Source organism: Streptomyces sp. NBC_00328 (assembly GCF_036139655.1).
Classification (GTDB): domain Bacteria; phylum Actinomycetota; class Actinomycetes; order Streptomycetales; family Streptomycetaceae; genus Streptomyces.
On record NZ_CP108013.1, the window covers coordinates 9808328 to 9829245 of the forward strand.

Here is a 20918-nt window from a genome sequence, read left to right on the forward strand (position 1 = left end):
GTCCAGTCGTTCTTGACCAGGGTTGCGGATGACGTTGTCAGGCTGTGCGGGAAAAGCCATCTGAATTCTGGAAGGGCGAACATGACGTCAATCGAGGTTCCGGTCCTGATCGTGGGCGGCGGCGGGTGTGGCCTGTCCGCCTCCGTCTTTCTCTCTGACCAGGGCATCGACCACCTGCTCGTGGAGCGGCACGCGGACACGTCGAGGGTGCCGAAGGCGCACTACCTCAATCAGCGCACGATGGAGATCTTCCGCCAGCACGGGATCCGCGATGACGTCCTCGCGGAGGCGGCGCCGCTGGACAAGTTCGGCAAGGTGCGCTGGGCGACCACGTTCGCTGGTGACGGGCCGATCGACGCTCGCCGGATCCATGAGATGGACGCCTTCGGCGGTGGCGAACTGACGGAGCGCTACGGGGCGGCCGGGCCGGAACTGCCCTCGAAGCTGCCGCAGATGTGGCTGGAGCCGATCCTGCGTCGTCACGCGGAGCAGCGCAGTCCGGGGCGGATCCTCTTCAGCCACGAGGTGATCGACTTCTCCGACGAGGGCGACCACGTCGTCGCCGAGGTGCGCAACGTCGAGACCGGCGAGGTCATCACGGTCAAGGCGCAGTACCTCCTCGGCGCCGACGGCGGCCGCTTCGTCGGCTCCAAGGTCGGCATCGAGTTGCAGGGCCCGCCCAGCAACGTCAACACGACGACCGTGTACTTCTCCGCGGACCTGTCGCAGTGGTGGGAGGAGGGCACGCTCATCACGCACTACCTCAGCCCGGAGGACCCCGACCTCTCCGTCAACCTCATCGAGATGGGTCCGAGCTGGGGCAAGGCCTGCGAGCAGTGGGGCCTGCACATGGCCCCCGGCCCGGCCGGCCGCTGGGACAACGAGACGGTCGTCGACCGCATCCGTGAAGTGCTGAAGGTGCCGGATCTGGAAGTGACCGTGCACAAGATCACGGACTGGATCGTGAACGCGGTCCTCGCCGACAAGTACCGGGTCGGCCGGGTGCTGATCGCGGGCGACGCCGCGCACAAGCAGCCGCCCGCCGTGGGCCTCGGCCTCAACACCGGCATCCAGGACGCGCACAACATCGCCTGGAAGCTGGCTGCGGTACTGAACGGCAGCGCGCCCGAGAGCCTGATCGACACCTACGAGGCCGAGCGCCGGCCTGTAGGCCGCGAGAACGTCGACTGGGCGGTCTCCGCCGCTCAGCACCACCAGGCGGTCATCGACGCCATCGGCGGCGGCCACAACATCCCGGCGGGGCGCCGCGGGCAGCGTCTGGCGGCGTACTTCGACCCGTCCCCGCTCGGCGACACTGTGCGGGCGCGGGCCCTGGAAATATTCGACACCCACCGCGGCGGCTGCCAGTCGTTCGAGATGGAGATCGGCTTCGCCTACGAGGAGGGAGCGGTCGTCTCCGACGGCACCGAGCGCCCGGCCCGCGTCCCCATGCGCGACGAGCACACGCCGACGTCGCGCCCCGGCCACCGGTTGCCGCACGCCTGGATCACCCGGGACGGCGAGCGCCTGTCCACCCTCGACCTGACGGGCAGGACCGGCTTCACGCTGATCACCGGCCCGGAGGGGACGGCGTGGAGCGAGGCGGCCGCACGCGTGGCGGAGAAGTTCTCCGTCCAGGTCAACGCGGTCCGCATCGGCGACGGCGCCGAGTACGCCGACGTGGACGGCGGGTGGGAGGCCGTCCGGCAGATCACTGGTGCCGGCGCGCTCCTGATCCGTCCCGACCAGCACGTGGCCTGGCGCAGCACCGGCGCCGGCAAGGACGCGGAGCAGGCGCTGACGGAGGTCTTCGCCACGATCCTGGACCGCTGATGCGGTCAGGGATCCGATCAGGATCCGATCAGAGATCCGGTCAGCGATCCGAGCGCTGACCGGATCTTCTGGTGCCGCGACGAAGACCGCCGCTTCCGCGACGCGGAACGGGCAGGACGAGAAGGGCCGTGCCCGGGCACGGCCCTTCTCGTCCTGCCCGTAAGCCGGCGCACGCATGCCGAATCCACTGGAGTGATCACTTCGGGATCACTCCAGTGGCATCCTCCCCCTCTTAAAAGAGGGGGATTCCAATCCAGGTGGGTTGAGGTTCACGGACGCTCGACCGCTGTTCGGGCGGTGTCGTCCCTCCGGCACCGGCTGATCGCCGGGGGCGGGGACGTCTTCGACCCGGCCCGGGGCCTTGTGCCCGGTGCGTTGGCGCAGCAGGCCCCAGCCCTGCGCGAGGATGGCCCGGTTCAGCCCGGCTTTCTGCCTGACCTGTCTGCCGGGCTGCTCGGTGGTTCCGCTGGCCGAGCGGGTCATGTTCTTGATGTTCAGCTTCTCGAACCGCACCAGACGGTAGGTGCGGGCGAGCATCGTGCTGGTCTTCTCGCACCAGTCCTTGCGCCGGTCTGCTTCACGGGCCTTGATACGGGCGGCCTTGGCGTACTCGGCGCTCTTGCGCTCGCTTTCCTTCAAGGCGCGTGCGGCACGTCGCTGGTGTTTGCGGACCTGCGCGCGTTCCTTCACGGTGAGCTGCGGGCAGTTCAGCTTCCGCCCGTCGGAGAGGGCGGCGGTGATGGTCACGCCCCGGTCGATACCGATGACCTCGCCCGTACCGGGCGGTGCGGCGACCGGTGCGGGGACGACCGCGAAGGCGATGTGCCACCGGCCGTTGCGCAAGGTGACACGGAACGTCTTCGCGGCGGGCAGGTCGGTCCGGGTGAGGCGGAAGCGGACCCAGCCGCAGCCGGGCACCTTGACCCGAGCCCACCGCCGGTTGAGCTGGTGCACCACCACGGAGCGGCCCATGACCTGCCTGCCGGTCTTCGCGTTCAGCTTCGGTGAGCCGTCCTCGGTCAACTCCGGCACCCGGTCGGTGCCGATGACACGCTCAACGCCGAGATCCTGCACCTGCTCGAGATCGCCCTCGACGCCAGCAGGGCAGAGGAATCGCCCTGACGGCGATTCCTCTGCCCTGCTCCGCAGGGGCTCGCATTCACCCCCGGCCTGAAGGCCGGGGCACCCTGCAAGGAAACGAGAAGGAAACGAGGTGGATTCGGGCTCACACCCCGACTGCGACCGAGTCAGCTACAGCAGCCTTCTTCACGACGGGGAGGATCTGGTCGACGGCCCTCCGCGAGGTCATCATGCAGACACCGACGCCCACGCCGTCGTACACCGCACCGCAGACCGCGAGTCCGGGCTGGGTCGCCACGGTCTCACGGATCCGCCGCACCCGGTCCACGTGGCCGACGGTGTACTGCGGCAGGGCGCTCTCCCAGCGGCTCACGCGGGACGCCACCGGGACACCGGTCACGCCGGTGGCCTCGGCGAGCTCGGCCGTCGCCAGCGCGACCAGGTCGGCGTCGTCGAGCTGGAGCAGGTGCTCCTCGCCGAACCGTCCGAGCGAGCAGCGCACGATCTCCACCTCGCCCGCCAGGTGCGGCCACTTCACCGTGGTGAACGTGACCTCCTTGACGGCCTTCCCCTCCTCCGCCGGCACCCGGTAACCGGCGTAGCCGCGGCCCGAGAGCCCGCTCGGGAACGCCGTGCGCGGGTAGGCGAGCGTCACCATGGCCACGCTGGCGTACGGCACCTCGGAGAGCGCCGAGACAGCGGAGGACGTACCCGGGACCCCGGCGAGCAGGCTGCCCGTCGGGCCGGCCGGGGTGGCGATGATGACCGCGTCGGCGTCGATGACCTCCGAGTCGGTGGCCGACCCCACGGTCACCTGCCAGCGGTCACCCTTGCGTGTCAGGTCCCGGACGGGGGTGCCGGTGCGCAGGGCCGTGTCCGGCGCGGCGTCCAGCACCTGCTGGACGATCGCCGCGGGCAGCGTGCCGAAGCCGCCCTCGAGGGTGGCGACGCTCACCGGCGGGGGCTTCTCGCCCTCTTGCAGGTGCGGCACCAGCGAGCCGGCCGCGTCCGCGAGCGAGATGTGATCGCGGGACGCCCTCGCCAGCGGGGTCAGGGTGGCTTCGAACGAGAGGTCCGAGGCACGCCCGGCGAACACACCGGCGAGGAACGGCTCGACGAGGCGGTCCACGACCTCCTGGCCGAACCGCCCGCCGACGAAGGACGCGACCGAGATGTCGCCCTTCAGGTCGAACGAGGGCAGCACGAGGTCCTGCTGCGCCCGCTCCACGCCCTCGGCGGACAGCACCCCGGACCGGGCGAGGTCGTCCATGTCGCAGGGCACACCCATGAACTGACGGTCGGGCTGGTGCCTGATCGTGCCCCCGGTCCAGATCGCCGACGCGGTGACGGGGCCCGCCGACATGATCTGCTCGCCGAGTCCCGCCTCCTTGATCAGGCCGGTGGTCTTCTTGCGGTTGGCGTACAGCGACTCGGCGCCCTCGTCGACCGCGACTCCTGCCACGTCGGAGACCAGCAGCTTTCCGCCCAGCCGGGACGAGGCCTCAAGGAGCGTCACGCGCACCGGCTCGTTCCGCAGGTGGAACGCCGCCGCCAGTCCCGAGATCCCGCCACCGACGATGACCACGTGGGGCTTGCCGCTCGCCTGAGCCTGTTCGCTCCCAGTCATTCCACCAGCTCCTTCATGGTTACGGTGTCGTAAGGCCCGTACGGTCGGCGCCGAGACAGGCCGTGGGCAGTCTGGCCGAGCGCCCCGGACCCCGGGTGGAGGGCGCCTTGAAGGCGGGCCGAATCTTTCGCGATTGCTCGCCGGTCGGCTGTTCGACCGCGGGCTTTCGGCATTTGAACAGGGTGGTTCGACGGCAGCATCGGAGGTGCCCGGGCATTTGCGTTTCGTACCGTGAACGTATTAATTCATTGCTTAAAAACCGGGCGCAGGATGTTCCGCTCGCCGCCTCCGCGTATCCGGCGAATTGGCGTTCCGGAGGCATTGGAACCTGGACCTCACGAAAGGGAAAAACGTGCCGTTCGAGAAGGTCGCGCTCATCACGGGCGCCAACAAGGGCATCGGATTCGCCATTGCGAGGCAACTCGGCGAGCAGGGGATCATCGTTCTCATCGGCGCCCGGGACGAGGTGCTCGGCAAGCAGGCCGCCGACGCGCTGGCAGACGAAGGCGTCACGGCCGTGCCGCTCCGGCTCGACGTGACGGACCCGGCCTCCGTGGGGGAGGCGGCCCGCGAGATCGAGCGGCGGTTCGGGCGCCTGGACATCCTGGTGAACAACGCCGGCATCGCGGGCGGCTTTACCGGGACGCCCAGTGAGGCGACCGCCGTCGACCTGCGGGAGGTCTTCGAGACCAATGTGTTCGGGGTGGTCACCGTGACCCACACGATGCTGCCGCTGCTGCGCCGTTCTCCGGCCGGCCGCATCGTCAACCTGTCCAGTCACGTGGGCTCGCTGACCCTGGCCTCGGCTCCGAGCGGCCCTCTGGCGGGCCTCAACATGATCGCCTACCAGTCCTCGAAGACCGCTCTGAACGCGGTGACGTTCGCGTACGCGAAGGAGCTGCGGGAGACCCCGATCAAGGTCAACGCGGCGCTCCCCGGAGTGGTGGCGACCGACATCAACCAGAACCGCGGGTTCCGGTCCCCCGCCGAGGGCGCGGAGATCGCCGTCCGGCTCGCCACGCTGGACGAGGCCGGCCCGTCGGGCCAGTGCCTGTCCGACGACGGCCCCGTTCCGTGGTAGCGCGCAACGTCACCATCCCGCGAGGGACCTCGGCCGTTCGCGGCCATCACACCTGACAGCCGGGCCGGGCAAGGACCGGCGGGCACACAACATGGAGGCAGACAGTGGCGGTTGCAGAGACGATCCTGGTGACAGGCGGCACCGGCCGGCAGGGTGGGGCGGTCGCCCGCGAGCTGCTGCGGCGGGGTTTCTCCGTGCGCGCCCTGGTCCGCGACCCGCAGAAGGCGCAGGCGCGGGCGCTGGAGGAGGCGGGCGCGGTCCTCGTCCGCGGTGACATGGACGACGAGGCGTCGCTGGCGGCGGCGACGGAGGGTGTGTACGGGGTCTTCAGCGTGCAGACCTTCCGGGGCGCCGGCGGCGTCGAGGCCGAGATCCGCCAGGGCAAGGCGGTGGCCGACGCCGCGGTGCGGGCCGGGGTGAAGCACTTCGTCTACAGCTCGGTCGGCGGTGCGGACCGGGACACCCGCGTCCCGCACTTCGAGAGCAAGCTGGTGGGTGAGCAGTACCTGGCGACGCTCGACCTGCCGACCACGGTGCTGCGGCCGGCGATGTTCCACGACATCCTCCTCGACATCGCCCCCCGCGCGAGGCAGGGCGAGCTCGTCCTGGCCATGTGGCTCGACCCCGAGACCTCGGTGCAGATCATGGCGACGAGCGACATCGGCGCCTTCGCCGCGGACGCCTTCGAGAACCCGCAGGAATGGATCGGCCGGACGGTCGACATCGCCAGCGACGAGCTGACCGGGCCGCAGATGGCTGCGGCGTTCGAGGCCGTCTCCGGCATCCCGACCCGCTTCCAGCAGCTGCCCATCGAGCCGCTGCGCGCGGGTCGCCCGGACCTGGCCAACATGTTCGACTGGTTCGAGCGTGACGGTTTCCAGGCAGACCTGACCGAACTGCGCAAGAACAGGCCGAACCTGGTCTCCGTGGAGGCGTGGCTGAAGGACAACTGGACCGCCCCGGCGGTCGCGGCCCGCGGCTGACGCCCGAGCCGGCCGTGGTGGACGCCGGGGCTCAGGCGAAGATCGGGTTCCGGGTCCGGGTGCGCTTGAGCTCGAAGAACCCGTCGGTCTCGGCCACCGCGAGCACGCCGTCCCAGAGCTTCACCGCGGCCTCCCCCCGCGGTGTGGGCGTCACCACGGGTCCGAAGAAGGCCACCCCCCCCACGGCGATGACGGGGGTGCCCACATCGGTGCCGACGCGGGCGATGCCGTCGTGGTGCGAAGCACGCACCGCGCTGTCGAACGCGTCGGACCCGGCCGCGTCGGCCAGGGCGGGATCGAAGCCCGAGGCGGCCAGGGCCGCCTCGTAAGTGGCCCGCTCCTTGGGCGCCTTGTCGAGGTGGAACCGGGTGCCGAGTTCGGTGTAGAGCCGGCGCAGCGCCCCGGGTCCGTACGTGTGCTCGGCGGCGGCGCAGACCCGTACCGGCTCCATTCGCAGGGCCAGGTCACGGTGCCAGCGCTCGTCCAGGTCCGCGCGTCCCTCGTTGAGCAGCGTCAGGCTCATGATGTGCCAGCGGATCTCCAGGGGCCGTCGCTCTGCGACCTCAAGGACCCACCGGGATGTCATCCACGCCCAGGGGCAGCTCGGGTCGAACCAGAAATCCACCGGGGTCGGGGTGTCGTGTGCCAACGTCGGCCTCCTCAAGGCGATTGCGAGTTCGCGGTCGGCACAGCCTGACAAGCGGGGTCGGATTCCCGGTTGAGTGTTAGTAGAGGTGGGCTCCGTTCAAACGCGAGAATTCCCCGGTTGAACATTCTTGTCAATGACGTGAGAAACTTGGCCGGTTGCGGCGGAGAGAAGCGTCGACTTATCGTCTGGAATCCGAGAAAAGACACTCTGAGGGGAAAGCGATGTCCGCATCGGCCGAGGTCCGCGACCAGTCGGATTCCTACGCGCTGCTCGAATTGATTCAGGGTGCCGTCATCACCCAGGCGATCTCCGTCGCAGCCCGGCTCGGCATCGCCGACGTGCTCGCCGACGCGCCGCTTTCCGCCGAGGACATCGCACTGCGGGTCGAAGCCGACCCGCGGGCGACCCACCGGATCCTGCGCGCGCTGTCCGGCCACGGAGTCTTCGCGGTCCGTCCGGACGGCCGGTACGAGAACACGGCGCTGTCCAACAAGCTCCGCGAGGACGCGCAGGACTCGATGCGGAAGTTCGCCCAGCTGATGAGCCACCCCCTGCTGCACGAGGAGTGGGGCCACCTGCTCACCACCGTGCAGACCGGCGAGGCCAACCTGCCCAAGCTGCGCGGCATGAGCACGCTGGACTTCTTCCACGCGAACCACGCCTACGCCGCCGCGTTCTTCCAGGCGTTCGGCAAGGTCTCGGAGTCGGAGACCGACCCGGTCCTGGCCGCCTACGACTTCTCCCGGTTCCGCACCGTCGTGGACGTCATCGGCGGCCGCGGCTACCTCCTGGCGGGGGTCCTCCAGCAGGCGCCGAACGCCAAGGGCGTGCTGTACGACTTCGAGATCGCGACCGTGGACTCGGCCTCGCTCTTCGAGGAGGCCGGCGTCGCGGACCGCTGCACCGTCGAGCACGGCGGCTACCTCGGCAAGCTGCCCAAGGGCGGTGATGCGTACCTGTTCAAGCGCATCATCCACAACTTCTCCGAGGAAGACGCTTTGACCGCCCTGCGCAACGCACGCGAGGCGATCGGCCCCGACGGCAAGCTGCTCTGCATCGAGTACCTGCTCCCCGAGAACAACGAGCGCCACATCGGCCACACCATCGACCTCTGGCTGATGCTGATGATCGGTTCCCAGGACCGCACCCTCGCGCAGTACACCGAGCTGTTCGCCAGGGCGGGCTTCAAGATCAGCAGGGTGATTCCCACCGCGTCACCGATCTCGATCATCGAGGCGATCCCGGTCTGACGGCCCTGTCCGGCGTCCTCTCACCTTCCAGCGCACCGCTATCACACAGGAGAACTCCCGATGGCTCAACGGATGGGCAACCCCTCCCTGGTCGTTCCCGGCGCCCTGCAGCCCCTGCTCGACCTGTCCGAGGTCATCGGCAAGGTTGGCGTGCCGCAGTCGACCCTCGACTTCATCCGGCTGCGCGTCGCCGCGCTCAACGGCCGGGTCTACACCTTCCCGGCCGAGCCCGCGGACAAGCGCCTGCCCCTGGTGGACACGTGGCGGACCGAGCCCTCCTTCACCGACGCCGAGCGCGCCGCCCTGGAGCTGGCCGAGGCCGTCACCGTGCAGACCGACGCCCGGAGCGCGCCGTCGGACGAGGTCTGGGCGAACTCCTCCAAGCACTACACCGACGTGCAGCTCGGCGCCCTGATCATGCACATCAGTCTGGTCAACTTCTGGAACAGGGTGAACGTCGCCACCCACCAGGACGACGCGGTCTGGCGCTGAGGAAGAGGAGACATCACCGTGTTGAAGCTCATCAACGCCGGCCTGGGCCGGACCGGCACGACATCACTCCAGGTGGCCCTGGAGCGGCTCGGCCTCGGGCCCTGCTTCCACATGTTCGAGATCGTCGACGACGAACAGCGCCTCGCCCGGTGGGAGCGGATCATCTGCGACGGCGAGCGCCCCGACTGGGCCGCGCTCTACGACGGCTACACCTCCGCGGTGGACGGTCCCTCCACCGTCTACTACCAGCAGATCAGCGAGGCGCTCCCCGGGACCAGGGTGGTCCTCACCGTGCGCGACGCCGAGGGCTGGTACAAGAGCACCTACGACACGCTGTACCAGTTCGCGCTGCGGACCATGGAGCACCCGCCCGAGCCGGGCTCCCGGCAGGCCCGGCTGTTCCGCGTCGTCAACGCCCTGGTCTGGGAGGGCCTCTTCGACGGCCGGTTCTCGGACAAGGACCACGCCATCGAGGTCTACCACCGGCACACCGAAGACGTCGTGCGCGCCCTCGGCGCGGACAACGTCCTCGTGTACGACGTGCAGCAGGGGTGGGAGCCGCTGTGCGCGTTCCTCGGGGTCGAGGTTCCCGACGAGGAGTTCCCGCGCGCCAACAGCTCCGAGGAGATGCGTCAGCGGATAGCCCAGGCAGCCGGCGCCGGCCCGGTTCCTGCCGGTTGAGTCAGCGAGTCCCGGCATCACGACGAGAACGGCAGCCGGCGTCCTCGGACGCCGGCTGCCGTTCTCGGGTTCTGGGCGCGCCCCGTGGGCCCGCGCCGATCACCGGCGCGGGCTCACGGCATTGCGTGTGTGTGGTTGCCGCCCGCGTGCAGATGGATGGCCGGCGACACCACGAGGGGCCGCATCATGTGCTGCTCGTGCTCCAGCATGTGGCAGTGGTGGACGCCCCTGCCGACGACGGGGAACCGGACCGCCACGGTGACCAGCTCGCCCAGCGTGGCGTTCGGCGTGATCTGGCCCGCCGTACCCACCCGGATGACGTCCTTCTCTCCGAGCTCGTGCGCTTCCAGCACCCCCGCGGCCTTGAACGCGATGGGCCTGGCCGAGCCGCGGGTGGCGCGGTCGAACCCGGTGATGTCGTAGTTCTCGCGGGACTGCACCTGGAAGTGCGACAGATGGATGTGCATGGGGTGCGGGGACGCGGCGAGGTTGAGGTACTTCCAGATCTCCACGCTGCCGAGCGCGGCGGTGAACGTCCTGCCGTCGTCGTACGCCATCGCCGTCCTGCGCAGCGTCTTGACGGTGCCCTCGGCGTCCCGGACCTGGATGGTCCCGGGGGACGGGAACGTGATCCCCGCCGGGTCGATCTCCTCCATCTCCCACAGCTCGGGAATGTTCGTCGAGCCGGGACCGACCACGACCACCCACCGGGGGGCGACGTCGTGGGGCAGGTCGTGGTGGGTGAGCCGCTTGAACGTGGGCGAGATGACCTCCGGCAGCACAAACCGGTTGGACGGGCGCTGGTCCGCGACGCGGAACTGCATCACGTCGGGCTCCAGCAGGTCGTTGGGCTTGTCGGAGGCACCGGGCGCGATGCCCTCCAGCGTGTTGACCAGCTTCAGGGCCTGCCCCCGGAACGCGCTGAAGTCGATCAGTACGTCGGCGCGCTCGCCGGGGGAGAGGTTGAGCGCCCCCTCGACGGTCAGCGGCTTGTCGATCAGGCCCTGGTCGGTCCCGATCACCCGCAGCGCACCCGGGACGGGCCGGCCGTCCGACAGCAGCATCAGCCGGTATATCCGGGAGTTCGCGGCGTTGACGATCCGGAACCGGTACCAGCGCGGCGCGACCTCCAGGTACGGCCAGACCACCCCGTTGACCAGGGTGTATGGGGCCGCGTGGGTACGCATGAGCCGCTGCGGGCCGATCATCTCCACCTTGTGGACCAGCCGGCCGGCGAGGGCACCGGACTCGTCCACGTCGAAGTTGCGGTCGCTGAGGATCAGCGGCACGTCGCGGGCACCGTCGGGCAGGTCGAGCGCCTCCTCCTCCTCGTTGCGGGAGAGGAACAGGCCCGCGAGCCCGGCGTAGACGCTGAAGCGGCTCACGTGGTGGGTGTGGTCGTGGTACCAGAGCGTGGTCGCGGCCTGGTTGTTCGGATAGGCCGACAACTGCACGTCGCCCGGGCCTATGAGATTCTCCATCCAGCCGTCGTTGCCGCCGCCGGTCAGCATGCCGTGCAGGTGCACCGCGGCCCACGGCGCCAGGTCCGACACGTCGGGGACCACTTGGGTTCCCGACGTGCCAGGGTAGTTGGAGAGCGGGTCGGGTGAGCGGCCCGTGGTCGAGCCGAAGTCGACGGCCTTGACGGGGATGTTGCCCGTCAGCTGGTTCTCCCAGACGATCCGCAGCGGACGGCCGCTGACCGTCTGGATCGTCGGGCCCGGGTAGACGCCCTCGTACGTCCACATCGTCACCGGCGGCATCTCCGAGTGCACGGTGACGTCGGCGGTGCGCATGCGGACGGTCAGCTCGTCATGGTCGCCGCGGTCGCGGGGGCGCAGCACCGGCGGGACCCGCAGCGGATCCCTGAACTTCGTCAGCTTCAGCTCGGGCGCCGTCGGCTCGGGCCCGCCGGCCGTCAGGGCGGCCGCACCATCTGACTTGAAGAAGGGGGCGGCGGTCACCAGGGCGCCCAGCCCGGCCATGGCGCCGTAACGCAGCAGCGTGCGGCGGTTCGGCCCGGATGGCTCGAATGTTTCGGAAGCTGTGGGATCCATGCGCCCGACGGTAGGGGCGGCCGCTCTCGTCGAACTCGAGCTCGGCTCCAGGACGTGCCTTTCCGGCAGGGCCCGGCGCCGGTGGACGGCCCTGCCACTTCGGCAAGGCCGTCCGGGAGGCGGATTTCAGACCGCTACAGGCTCGGTGTCCCGGTTGATGAGCGTCGCGTAGTGGCCACCGCGCAGGAGCAGCTCGTCGTGGGTGCCGCGCTCGGAGACCCGGCCCCGGTCCAGCACGATGATCTCGTCGGCGTTGCGGACGGTCGACAGCCGGTGGGCGACCGTGATGGTGGTACGGCCCACGCTGGCCGCGTCGATGGCCTTCTGTACGGCCTGCTCGGTATGGGTGTCCAGGGCGCTGGTGGCCTCGTCGAGCACCAGGATCGGCGGGTCGCGCAGGATGGTGCGGGCGATCGCCAGCCGCTGCTTCTCGCCGCCGGAGAACCGGTACCCGCGCTCGCCGACCACCGTGTCGTAGCCGTCGGGCAGCAACATCAGATAGTCGTGGATGTGGGCGATCCGCGCCGCCGCGAACAGCTCCTCGTCGGTCGCGTCGGGCTTGGCGAACCGCAGGTTGTCCGCGACCGTGGCGTGGAACAGGTACGTCTCCTGGGAGACGACGCCGACCGCGGCCGTGAGCGTGTCGAAGGACAGGTCGCGTACGTCGACCCCGTCGATCGTGACGGAACCGGCCGTGACGTCGTACAGCCGCGGGATGAGGTAGCTGAGCGTGGTCTTTCCCGAGCCGGTCTCTCCGACGATCGCGAGGCTGCGGCCCGCGGGGACGGTCACGTCGACGCCGACCAGCGTCGGCTGCTCCGTTCCCGCATAGGAGAAGCCGATCCCCCGCATGCGCACCTCCCCCCGCAAGGCGGCCGGCTCGACCGGCCGCTCGGGCTCGGCGATGTCAACGGGCAGGTCGAGGTACTCGAAGATGCGGCCGAACAGCTCGAGAGAGCCCTGGATCTCGATCCCGACGGTCAGCAGCCGCTGCGCCGGGCGGAACAGGCTCTGCTGGAGGGACGTGAACGCGACCAGGGAGCCGATGGAGATGGCCATGTGGCCGTTGTCCGAGGTCAGCCCCGAGACCCAGTAGATCATCGCCGGCATGGAGGCTATGACGATCCAGATCGTGGACTGGTACCACAGGCCCGCGGTGGTGACGCGCACCTCGACGTCGGTGAGCTTGCGCGACTGCCGCGCGAAGTTGTCGGTCAGGGAGTGCGAACGGCCCATGGTGTGGCTGAGCAGGATCCCGCTGATCGACAGCGACTCCTGCATGGTCGACGACAGCTCGGCGAGCTGCCTCTGCCGGTCACGGGTGATGTTCCGCCGCTGGTTCCCGACGCGACGGCTCACCAAGGCGAATGCCGGAAGCATGAGCATGGATGCGAGCGTCAACCGCCAGTCGAGCAGGAACATGGCGGTGGTCGCGGCGATGACGACCGTCACGTCGGACAGCAGCGCCGTGGCGGTGGTCGTAATGGTGACCTGCATCCCGCCGATGTCGTTGGAGATGCGCGACTGCACCTCGCCGGTACGGGTGCGCGCGAAGAAGGCCAGCGACATCCGCTGGAGGTGGGAGTACACCGCCGTGCGCAGGTCGTGCATGACGAGCTGGCCCACCGTGGCCGACACGTGCGTCTGCCAGACGTTGAACGAGCTGGTGGTGACCGACACCATGATCATGCCGAGGGAGAGCAGGGACAGCAGCCCCAGCCTGTCCTGCGGCAGCGCCGTGTCCATGATCTCGCGGATCAGGAACGGGTTGACGAGGGCGACCAGGGAGGAGCCCGCGACCAGCAATACGACGGACAGCAGCTGCCTCCGGTACGGGCGGAACAGCCCGAGGATGCGTCGCAACTGGCCGTCTTTCATCAGTGCCTGGGGACGCGTGGTGCCCGAGCCGGCGCTGCTCACCCTGGCCTCCTTCTCTTGTTGGTCAGTTCCAGTCGACAAAACGCAGGAGACCGCGGAGTTGAAGCCGCCGGGGCCCCGCGCCGGAACGAGAGCCGTGGACACGGGCATGTGCCGCGGCGTGGTCACCAGATCCAGGTCGTGCCTATCCCAGCTGTCTGACCAGTGCCGTCCATGGGGCGAGCTCCGCTTCTGGCAGCGGTGGCACGCACGGCTGGTCGGCAGGCAGGGCGGCGGATTCCTTCCATGCGCAGGGGGGACACATGTCGCCCCGCGCAAACCCCGTCCACATCAGGCCTTCGCCCAATGTCTTCCATGGAAATCGCATAGCGGACCTGGGCCTCGCGCCCATATCGATCTCCGTTCGTAGGGGAACCGCCCGAGGTCATCTTGTGCAACGGTGCTCAACAGGACGTCGGGACCGTGTCGAGTTCCGCTGGAGGACGGGCGCCTCAGCGCGCTGCCAGCAGTCCGCGGCTGCGCAGCACCCGGCGCTCCAGCGGGCTGAAGAACAGCAGGTCGATGGCGACGCCGACGACGAAGATCAGGATGATGCCGAGCAGCACACCCGGCATGTCGGAGAACTCCCGCTGGTTCTGCAGGTAGCGGCCGAGGCCGATCCCCAGATCGGGGGAGGAGGCGATGAGCTCGGCGGCCATCAGCGACCGCCAGGAGAACGCCCAGCCCTGCTTCAGACCGGCCAGGTACCCGGGCAGGGCGGCGGGCAGCAGCACGTGCCGGGCGCCGCGCAGACCGTTCGCACCGAGCGTACGACCGGCCCGTAGGAACAGAGGCGGCACCTGGTCGACCCCGGCGATCAGGCCGTTGGCGATCGAGGGCGCCGCACCCAGCAGAATCACGGCGTACATGGCCGAGTTGTTGATGCCGAGCCAGATGACGGCGGCCGGCACCCAGGCGACCGAAGGCAGCGACTGCAGGCCCGTCAGCACCGGCCCGATGGCGGCCCGTATCGGCTTGACCCGGGCGACGAGCAGGCCGATCGGCGTACCGATCGCGACGGCCGCCACGAAGCCTGTGACGCCGCGCCAGAGGCTGGTCCAGATGACGGAGAACAGGGTGCCGTCGCTCCAGAGGAGCGTGAGCGCGTGCCACACGTCGGCCGGACTCGACAGCTTCTCGGGGCTGGCCAGGTGCAGGCTGTAGGCGAGCTGCCAGAGACCGGCGACCAGCACGACGCCCAGGATCGGCGGCAGCACTTTCGCCCTCAGTACCTGGCTGAACGAGGCGCGCTGCGCGTGGCCGGCCTCCAGTGCGTCCAGGCCGGCCCCCAGTGCGTCGAGGCCGGCCCCCAGCGTGTTGAGGCCGGCCCCCGCGCCGTCGCGGCGGGCGGCGCGGCCGCTCGCCGCGGGCCGGGTGTCAGTGCTGGACATGGCGGCGTATCTCCCCACGCAGGTGCTCGGTGATTTCGATGGACAGCGCCGCGACCTCGGCGGATTCGCCCCGCAGCGAATGCGGCAGGTCGACGCGCCACTCCCGGGCGATCCGGCCGGGCCGGGACGACAGCAGGACGACGCGCTGGGCGAGGCGCACGGCCTCTCTGACGTTGTGGGTGACGAACAGGACGGTGAGCTTGCGCTTGTTCCAGATCCGGGTGATCTCCTCGTGCAGGACGTCCCGGGTGATGGCGTCGAGTGCGGCGAACGGCTCGTCCATCAGCAGTACGGTGCTGCCCTGGGCGAGCGCGCGCGCCATGGCCACGCGCTGGCGCATGCCGCCGGAGAGCTCGTGCACCCGCTTGCGGTACGCGCCGCCGAGGCGGACCAGCTCCAGCAGTCGCTCGGCCTCGGGCCTGCGGTTCTCGCGCGGCACGCCCGCCAGGCGCAGCGCCAGCTCGATGTTCCGACCCGCGCTCAGCCACGGGAACAGCGCGTGGTCCTGGAACATCAGCGACGGCCGGGTGCCGGGTACGTCGATGGTTCCGGCGCTGGGCTCGTCGAGCCCCGCCACCAGGTTCAACAGGGTGGATTTGCCGCAGCCGGAAGCGCCGAGCAGGGTGACGAACTCGCCCGGGGCCACGTCCAGGTTGATGTCGTCGAGCACGACGGAGCCCGCACCGGGGCGGCCGAAGGCCTTGGAGACGTGCGAGAGCCGGACCGCTGGGTAGTCGTCCGTGGTCTCGACGACGGGGACGCACTTCGGGATGGTCAGTGCCGTGGTCATTGCGGAAACCTCCTGCGGGCGTGGACGGGGGCACTGCGCGGAGCTACGGGGTGCGGGTCGTCACTTGACGCCGAGCCCGGCGTCCGCCACGGCGGGCCGGCCCGCCGCCGTGAGTACCTTGTTGAGCAGGGTCAGGTCGACGATCCCGGAGAGTTCGGGCTTGTCGAGCAGGCCCGCGGCGACCGCGTGGTCGGCCCCGGTCTGCAGGGTGCCGGCCAGCGGGTCGTCGATGAAGTCGATGCTTGCCCACGCGGGGTCGAGGATGGCGGGCGGCAGCGCATTGCCCGTGTCGGCCTTGATCTGCAGGTTGGCGTCGGCCTTCGCCTTCTCCGGGTCGGCCTTGATGAAGGCGTTGGCCGCCAGCGAGCCGCGCAGCACGGCCTCGACCACGTCGGGGTGCGCGGTCAGGAACTTCTGCGAGACGATGATGTCGGTGGTCACGAACTTGCCGTCCGGCCACAGCGACTTCTCGTCCAGCAGGACCTTCGCGCCGAGCGTGACCAGCCTGGAGGCGGTCGGCTCGGGCACCCAGGCGCCGTCGATGGAGCCGGACTTGTACGCCTCCGGCACCACCTTGTTCTCCGTACGGAGCACACTGACGTCGCCCGAGCCGGAGGCCGCGTCCACCTTGTAGCCCTTGCCCGCCAGATAGTTGAGCAGGGCGACGTCCTGGGTACCGCCCAGCTGCGGGGTGGCGAGCTTCTTGCCCCGGAGGTCGTCCAGCGAGCTGATCTTCGCCGGGTTGACCACCAGCTTGACACCGCCGGAGGCTGCGCCGCCGATGACCCGCAAGGACGTGCCGTGCGACTTGACGTAGCCGTTGATCGCCGAGCTCGGGCCGATCCAGCCGATGTCGACCGAACCGGCGTTGAGCGCCTCGATTTCGGCTGGACCGGCGTTGAAGAACTGGGACTTGATCCGGGTCGACCCCAGCTCCTTCTGGAACAGGCCGTCCTGCAGGCCCACCAGGGCGGTCCCGTGCGTGAGGTTCGGGAAGTAGCCGATCTTCACGGTGTCGGCGGAGAGCTTCGCACCCGAGGCGCCGTCGGTCTGCTTCGCCGGGGCTGCCTCGGCACTGGAGCCGTAGCCGCAGCCCGACAGCAGTCCGGCAGCCGCGGTCACCGCTACGGCCGCCATGGCCACGCGCCCGATCGTCTGGTAGTGCATCAGACCCAGTCCTCCTCGTTGGTTGCTTCGGCTGCGCGCCGTACGGTCTCGAAGGGCTCATCCGCCATGCCGGCTGCGAGGGTGGTGCCGTCGGCCGGGTCGATCAGCAGGAACGAGCCCGTCCGGCGGTTGTCGGCGTAGGGGTCGAGCGCGAGCGGCTCGGCCGTGCGCAGCACGACGTGGCCGATGTCGTTGACCTGCAGGCCCTCGGCACCGGGACGCCGTTCGAGCGTGCTGATGTCGATCCGGTACGAGATGTCCTTGACCACGGCGCGCACGGTGCGGGTGGTGTGCTTGAGCAGGACCTTGGCGCCGACGTGCAGGGGGCGCTCGTTGAGGTGACAGACGCTGGCCTCGATGTCCTTGGTGGGCGCCCCGGCCGTGCCCCCGGCCGCGATCAGGTCGCCGCGCGAGACGTCGACGTCGTCGGTGAGCCGGACGGTGACGGACTGGGGCGCCCAGGCGACGTCCGTCTGCGTGCCGAGCGCGTCGATGGCCGCGACGGCAGTGGTGTGGCCGGAGGGCAGGACGGTGACGGCGTCCCCGACCCGCAGCACGCCGGAGGCGATCTGGCCGGCGTAGCCCCGGTAGTCGAGGTGCTCGGCAGTCTGCGGGCGGATCACGTACTGGACCGGTAAGCGGGCGGGCTCCTCTCTCGGGTTGCTGCCGACCGGGACGGTCTCCAGGTGCTCCAGCAGGGTCCGGCCGCCGTACCAGTCCATGGTGGCGGAGTGCTCGACGACGTTGTCGCCGGCCAGCGCGGAGAGCGGGATCGCCACGACGTTCTTGACCCCGAGCGTGGCGGCGTACGAGGTGAACTCCTCGGCGATCTTCGCGAAGACGCACTCCTCGTAGCCGACGAGGTCCATCTTGTTGACGGCCAGGACCACGTGGGGCACCCGCAGCAGGGCGGCGACCGCGGTGTGCCGGCGGGTCTGCTCGACCATGCCGTTGCGGGCGTCGACGAGTACGACCGCGAGGTCGGCGGTGGAGGCGCCGGTGACCATGTTGCGGGTGTACTGCACGTGCCCGGGGGTGTCGGCGAGGATGAACCGGCGGCGGGCGGTGGCGAAGTAGCGGTAGGCGACGTCGATGGTGATGCCCTGCTCCCGCTCGGCCCGCAGGCCGTCGGTGAGCAGGGCCAGGTCGGGGGTGTCCTGTCCGCGGCCGGCCGAGACCTGTGCGACGGCCTCCAGCTGGTCGGTGAGGACCGACTTGGAGTCGTGCAGCAGGCGGCCGACCAGGGTGGACTTGCCGTCGTCCACGGAACCCGCGGTGGCGAAGCGCAGCAGCGTGGTGGCGCTGAGCTGCTCGGTGGTGGTGGTCATCGCTAGAAGTACCCTTCGCGCTTGCGGTCTTCCATCGCGGCCTCGGACATCTTGTCGTCGGCCCGGGTCGCGCCCCGCTCGGTGAGGCGGGAGACGGCGATCTCGGCGATCACCGCGTCGAGCGTGGCGGCGTCGGAGTCGACGGCGCCGGTGCAGGACATGTCGCCCACGGTGCGGTAGCGGACGAGCCGTTTCTCGACCGTCTCGCCGTCCTTCGGGCCGCCCCACTCGCCGGCGGTCAGCCACATGCCGCCCCGCAGGAAGACGTCCCGTTCGTGGGCGAAGTAGATCTCCGGCAGTTCGATCTTCTCGCGGGCGATGTACTGCCACACGTCCAGCTCGGTCCAGTTGGAGAGCGGGAAGACGCGCACGTGCTCGCCCGGCGCGTGGCGGCCGTTGTAGAGCTGCCACAGCTCGGGGCGCTGGCGGCGCGGGTCCCACTGGGAGAACTCGTTGCGCAGGGAGAAGACGCGCTCCTTGGCGCGGGCCTTCTCCTCGTCGCGGCGGCCGCCGCCGAAGACGGCGTCGAACTTGTGCTGCTGGATCGCCTCGGTCAGCGGGACGGTCTGCAGCGGGTTGCGGGTACCGTCGGGGCGCTCCTTGAGCTTGCCGGCGTCGATGTAGTCCTGGACCGAGGCCACGTGCAGGCGCAGGTTGTGCTGCGCCACCGTGCGGTCCCGGTAGTCGATGGCCTCGCGGAAGTTGTGACCGGTGTCGACGTGCAGCAGCACGAACGGCACCGGTGCCGGTGCGAACGCCTTGAGCGCCAGGTGCAGCATGACGATCGAGTCCTTGCCGCCGGAGAAGAGGATCACCGGCTTCTCGAACTCGCCCGCCACCTCGCGGAAGATGTGGACCGCCTCGGACTCCAGCGAGTCCAGGTGCGTCAGCGCGAAGGGGTTCCCCGACGCCTCGATCAGGCGATGGGTCATGGTCGTCATGCCAGGCCCCTCTCGGTCAGGAAGGTGTGTAGCTCGGCTGCGGAATCGGCCACCGAGCGGCCCTGCGTCTGGATGCGCAGCTCCGGGCTCTCAGGTGCCTCGTACGGGTCGTCGACGCCCGTGAGACCGGAGATCTCGCCGGCCGCCTGCTTGGCGTACAGGCCCTTCACGTCGCGCTGGGAACAGAGCGTGACCGGGGTGGCCACGTGGATCTCCAGGAACGGTGTGGCGCGGGCGGCGTGCCGGGCACGGACGGCGGCGCGGGAGTCGGCGTACGGGGCGATGACCGGAACCAGCGTCTTGACGCCGTGGGAGGACAGCAGCCCGGCCACGAAGCCGATCCGCTGCACGTTGGTGTGCCGGTCCTCACGGGTGAAGCCCAGGCCCGCAGAGAGGAACGCGCGGATCTCGTCGCCGTCGAGCACCTCGACCTCGTGTCCCTGGGCGCGCAGGCGCTCGGCGAGGGTGCGGGCGAGAGTGGTCTTGCCCGCGCTGGGCAGCCCGGTCAGCCACACGGTGGCGCCGCGCGCAGCGGCCGGGGCCGCCTCCGCGGTGTCCCCGGCGGCCAGGGTGTGAGCCGTGGTCACGGTGATGTTCTCCCGGGAGGTAGATGGCGTACTTCAGGGATGGGTCGTACGTCCCCCGCGCTGCAGGGCGTCGGCGCGGGCAGGGGCGGCGGGACCTTTCAGGCGGTGGCGAACTCGACCAGCGTCCGGCCGAGCACGTCCATGTCGATCCGGTGCCAGGATCCGGGCAGCTCGAGGCCCCGGCCGTTGGGCAGGGCCGCCGCGGTCGCCGCAGCCGCCGCACGCAGCCAGGCGCTGGTGCTGTCGCTGTTGAGGACCAGCGTCTCCGTCCGGAATCCGGCGAGTTGGCCGGCCGGGACGGTGAAGTCGCCGCAGATCTTGACGTCGTACAGCAGCGTGTGAGCGTTCGCCTCGTTCATCGCCCAGATCGGGCTCCTGCGCCACTGCGCGACATCGTCGGGGGTGAGGCCCAGGACGGGGCCGAGGAAGTACTCGGCCGCCTCGTCGCGCCGGTCGCCTTCCTCCAGGATGGCCCGGAGCGTCTCCGCGGAGTTCGACGGGGGCTTCGGGAACCCCTCGACCCGGAAGAACGGCTCGTGGAGAGCCAGCTTGGCGATCGACGTGCCCGCGAGCGCCGCCTGGAGCGCCACGTTCGCGCCCGTGGACCCGGCGAACACGGCCGCTGAGCCGCCCGCCTCCTCGATCACCGCCTGGAGATCCTCGATCTCCCGCTCGACGGCGTACTCGGGAGCGTCACCGCTCTGGCCGCGCCCGCGGCGGTCGTAGGCATACACGGTGCAGTGCTGCGCCAGCTCGGGAACGAGCTCGTCGAAGATCGTGTGATCGCGGAACGCACCGTTGAGCAGCACGAGTGGGGGGCCCTCGCCCGACTTGTCGTAGGCGATCGTCGTGCCGTCCCGGGAAACGACCTTGCGCATCACGCACTCCTCGTGCCGACCGGAGGTGCTCTCACCTCGCCCTGTGTCTGCAGCTTCGAATGCGCCGGTGCATAACCGGTCGAGAACCGATAGCGGCCCGCTTGCACCGCCTGCTGCCCCCGGCGGCGCCCAGTAGCTGACCTGCGGTTCTTCCCGGGAGAACGCAAACAGCCGTTCTTCACGCTT

The 20918-nt window shown here is 69.9% G+C and carries 18 protein-coding genes; 6 read left to right on the plus strand and 12 right to left on the minus strand.

Features of this window, described 5'->3' with window-relative positions; genetic code table 11:
• The first annotated feature begins 81 nt into the window (after positions 1 to 81).
• Entirely contained in the window at positions 82 to 1833 is a 1752-nt protein-coding gene (locus tag OG485_RS43135) for an FAD-dependent monooxygenase (RefSeq protein ID WP_326782995.1), read from the plus strand.
• 207 nt (positions 1834 to 2040) lie between these two features.
• Here OG485_RS43135 and OG485_RS43140 read toward each other — a convergent pair whose 3' ends face one another.
• Positions 2041 to 2907: an RNA-guided endonuclease InsQ/TnpB family protein gene (locus OG485_RS43140; RefSeq protein ID WP_328663399.1), complete on the minus strand. Its 867-nt coding sequence runs from the start codon at positions 2905 to 2907 to the stop codon at positions 2041 to 2043.
• A gap of 151 nt (positions 2908 to 3058) precedes the next feature.
• On the minus strand, positions 3059 to 4540 hold the full coding sequence (gene hemG, locus OG485_RS43145; protein WP_328663397.1) for a protoporphyrinogen oxidase: 1482 nt from the start codon (positions 4538 to 4540) through the stop codon (positions 3059 to 3061).
• Between the two features lie 352 nt (positions 4541 to 4892).
• Here hemG and OG485_RS43150 point away from each other — a divergent pair, with 352 nt between their 5' ends.
• Positions 4893 to 5621 carry an SDR family oxidoreductase gene (locus tag OG485_RS43150; protein WP_328663395.1) on the plus strand — a complete coding sequence of 243 codons (729 nt, stop codon included), beginning with the start codon at positions 4893 to 4895 and terminating at the stop codon, positions 5619 to 5621.
• Between the two features lie 104 nt (positions 5622 to 5725).
• A complete protein-coding gene (locus tag OG485_RS43155; RefSeq protein ID WP_326782991.1) occupies positions 5726 to 6604 on the plus strand; it encodes an NmrA/HSCARG family protein in 879 nt (292 codons plus the stop codon).
• A 31-nt stretch (positions 6605 to 6635) separates the two neighbouring features.
• Here OG485_RS43155 and OG485_RS43160 read toward each other — a convergent pair whose 3' ends face one another.
• Positions 6636 to 7253 carry a mycothiol-dependent nitroreductase Rv2466c family protein gene (locus OG485_RS43160; RefSeq protein WP_326782990.1) on the minus strand — a complete coding sequence of 206 codons (618 nt, stop codon included), beginning with the start codon at positions 7251 to 7253 and terminating at the stop codon, positions 6636 to 6638.
• Positions 7254 to 7474: 221 nt separating this feature from the next.
• On the opposite strand from OG485_RS43160, the gene OG485_RS43165 reads away from it, so the two are divergent.
• The 3 genes from OG485_RS43165 to OG485_RS43175 are packed head-to-tail and all read left to right on the plus strand — an operon-like array spanning position 7475 to position 9676.
• On the plus strand, positions 7475 to 8503 hold the full coding sequence (locus OG485_RS43165) for a methyltransferase (protein ID WP_328663392.1): 1029 nt from the start codon (positions 7475 to 7477) through the stop codon (positions 8501 to 8503).
• Positions 8504 to 8563: 60 nt separating this feature from the next.
• Entirely contained in the window at positions 8564 to 8995 is a 432-nt protein-coding gene (locus OG485_RS43170) for a carboxymuconolactone decarboxylase family protein (protein ID WP_326782988.1), read from the plus strand.
• A gap of 18 nt (positions 8996 to 9013) precedes the next feature.
• Complete coding sequence (locus tag OG485_RS43175; protein ID WP_328663390.1) at positions 9014 to 9676, plus strand: sulfotransferase family protein; 663 nt, start codon at positions 9014 to 9016, stop codon at positions 9674 to 9676.
• Positions 9677 to 9789: 113 nt separating this feature from the next.
• Here OG485_RS43175 and OG485_RS43180 read toward each other — a convergent pair whose 3' ends face one another.
• The 9 genes from OG485_RS43180 to OG485_RS43220 all read right to left on the minus strand — a co-directional run bounded on the left by OG485_RS43180 (position 9790) and on the right by OG485_RS43220 (position 20732).
• On the minus strand, positions 9790 to 11733 hold the full coding sequence (locus OG485_RS43180; protein ID WP_328663387.1) for a multicopper oxidase family protein: 1944 nt from the start codon (positions 11731 to 11733) through the stop codon (positions 9790 to 9792).
• 126 nt (positions 11734 to 11859) lie between these two features.
• Positions 11860 to 13611 (minus strand): ABC transporter ATP-binding protein, encoded by a 1752-nt coding sequence (locus tag OG485_RS43185; protein WP_328674202.1) that lies wholly within the window; start codon positions 13609 to 13611, stop codon positions 11860 to 11862.
• A gap of 491 nt (positions 13612 to 14102) precedes the next feature.
• The gene (locus tag OG485_RS43190; protein ID WP_326782985.1) at positions 14103 to 15041 is read right to left on the minus strand and encodes an ABC transporter permease; all 939 of its coding nucleotides are present in this window, start codon (positions 15039 to 15041) and stop codon (positions 14103 to 14105) included.
• Positions 15028 to 15831, minus strand: a complete 804-nt coding sequence (locus OG485_RS43195) for an ABC transporter ATP-binding protein (protein ID WP_328663385.1) — start codon at positions 15829 to 15831, stop codon at positions 15028 to 15030. Before OG485_RS43195 ends, OG485_RS43190 begins: the two co-directional genes overlap by 14 nt.
• Before the next feature lie 60 nt (positions 15832 to 15891).
• A complete protein-coding gene (locus OG485_RS43200; protein ID WP_442813917.1) occupies positions 15892 to 16998 on the minus strand; it encodes an aliphatic sulfonate ABC transporter substrate-binding protein in 1107 nt (368 codons plus the stop codon).
• Positions 16998 to 18326: a sulfate adenylyltransferase subunit 1 gene (locus tag OG485_RS43205; RefSeq protein ID WP_328663382.1), complete on the minus strand. Its 1329-nt coding sequence runs from the start codon at positions 18324 to 18326 to the stop codon at positions 16998 to 17000. The genes OG485_RS43200 and OG485_RS43205 overlap by 1 nt, the downstream gene beginning before the upstream one ends.
• 2 nt (positions 18327 to 18328) lie before the next feature.
• Positions 18329 to 19258 (minus strand): sulfate adenylyltransferase subunit CysD, encoded by a 930-nt coding sequence (gene cysD, locus OG485_RS43210; RefSeq protein ID WP_326790619.1) that lies wholly within the window; start codon positions 19256 to 19258, stop codon positions 18329 to 18331.
• Between the two features lie 5 nt (positions 19259 to 19263).
• Positions 19264 to 19854: an adenylyl-sulfate kinase gene (gene cysC, locus OG485_RS43215; protein ID WP_442813916.1), complete on the minus strand. Its 591-nt coding sequence runs from the start codon at positions 19852 to 19854 to the stop codon at positions 19264 to 19266.
• A gap of 98 nt (positions 19855 to 19952) precedes the next feature.
• A complete protein-coding gene (locus tag OG485_RS43220) occupies positions 19953 to 20732 on the minus strand; it encodes an alpha/beta fold hydrolase (protein ID WP_328663380.1) in 780 nt (259 codons plus the stop codon).
• Between the last annotated feature and the right edge of the window lie 186 nt (positions 20733 to 20918).